1 protein-coding gene is annotated in these 1,034 nt (G+C 65.9%); it reads left to right on the top strand.

Features of this window, described 5'->3' with window-relative positions; genetic code table 11:
- Window positions 1-163: 163 nt before the first annotated feature.
- Window positions 164-1,034 (top strand): glycoside hydrolase family 5 protein (locus UK23_RS16965; protein WP_045312513.1); only part of this gene is annotated, 871 nt, incomplete at its 3' end.

Below are 1,034 nucleotides of genomic sequence, written 5' to 3' on the forward strand. Positions count from 1 at the left end.
CAGATCATGGACAGGCTCGTCAACTGCGTGAACACCGGCAAGAAGTGCAAGGAGTGAATTGTCCCGACGCGATTCGACGATTCGGTGGGTCGAATTCGTCGAAGCGCATCGATTTCGGCAGGGCGTCTTGACGACCTCAAGGCGCCGTGCCAGCTTTCGGCACATGTCGCGATTACTGGTCGCCGGGCTCGTCGGTTTCCTTCTCACTGCGGGCCTCGCACCGGCCGCCTCGGCGGACGTCCAGGCCCGCAGTGCGATGGACCAGGTCGCGGCGATGCAACCGGGGTGGAACCTCGGCAACACACTCGACTCGACCGGCTCCGACGAGACGTCGTGGGGCAACCCGCGCATCACGGAGGCGTTGCTGGACAACGTGAAGGCGCAGGGCTTCAAGAGCATCCGGCTGCCCGTCACCTGGAGCGCGCACCTGGCGCCGGACAACACCGTCGAGCCCGCGTACCTCGCCCGCGTCACGGAGGTCGCGCGCTGGGCGATGGACCGCAACCTCTACGTGCTGGTCAACATCCACCACGACTCGTGGCAGTGGATCAACGCCATGCCCGCCGACCGCACGGGTGTGTTGAACCGCTTCAATTCGGTCTGGACGCAGCTGTCCGCCGCGTTCCGCGACTTCGGTCCGAAGCTGACGCTGGAGAGCGTGAACGAGCCGCAGTTCGCCGGCAGCTCCGGTCAGGCGCAGGAAATCCAGCTGCTCAACGAGCTCAACGCGTCGTTCCGCGACATCGTGCGGCGGTCCGGCGGACGCAACGCCACCCGGCTGCTCGTGTTGCCGACCCTGCACACGTCGGCCGACCAGCCGCTGGTCGACGCGCTCGCCACCCAGATGCGGAGCTTCAACGACCCCAACCTGGCCGCGACCGTGCACTACTACGGCTACTGGCCGTTCAGTGTGAACATCGCGGGTGGCACACGTTTCGACACTACCGCGCAGAACGATCTCACCGGCTATTTCGACCGCGTGTACAACGCGTTCGTGGCCAAGGGCGTGCCGGTGATCCTCGGCGAGTACGGCC

Source organism: Lentzea aerocolonigenes (genome assembly GCF_000955955.1).
GTDB classification, from domain to species: domain Bacteria; phylum Actinomycetota; class Actinomycetes; order Mycobacteriales; family Pseudonocardiaceae; genus Lentzea; species Lentzea aerocolonigenes_A.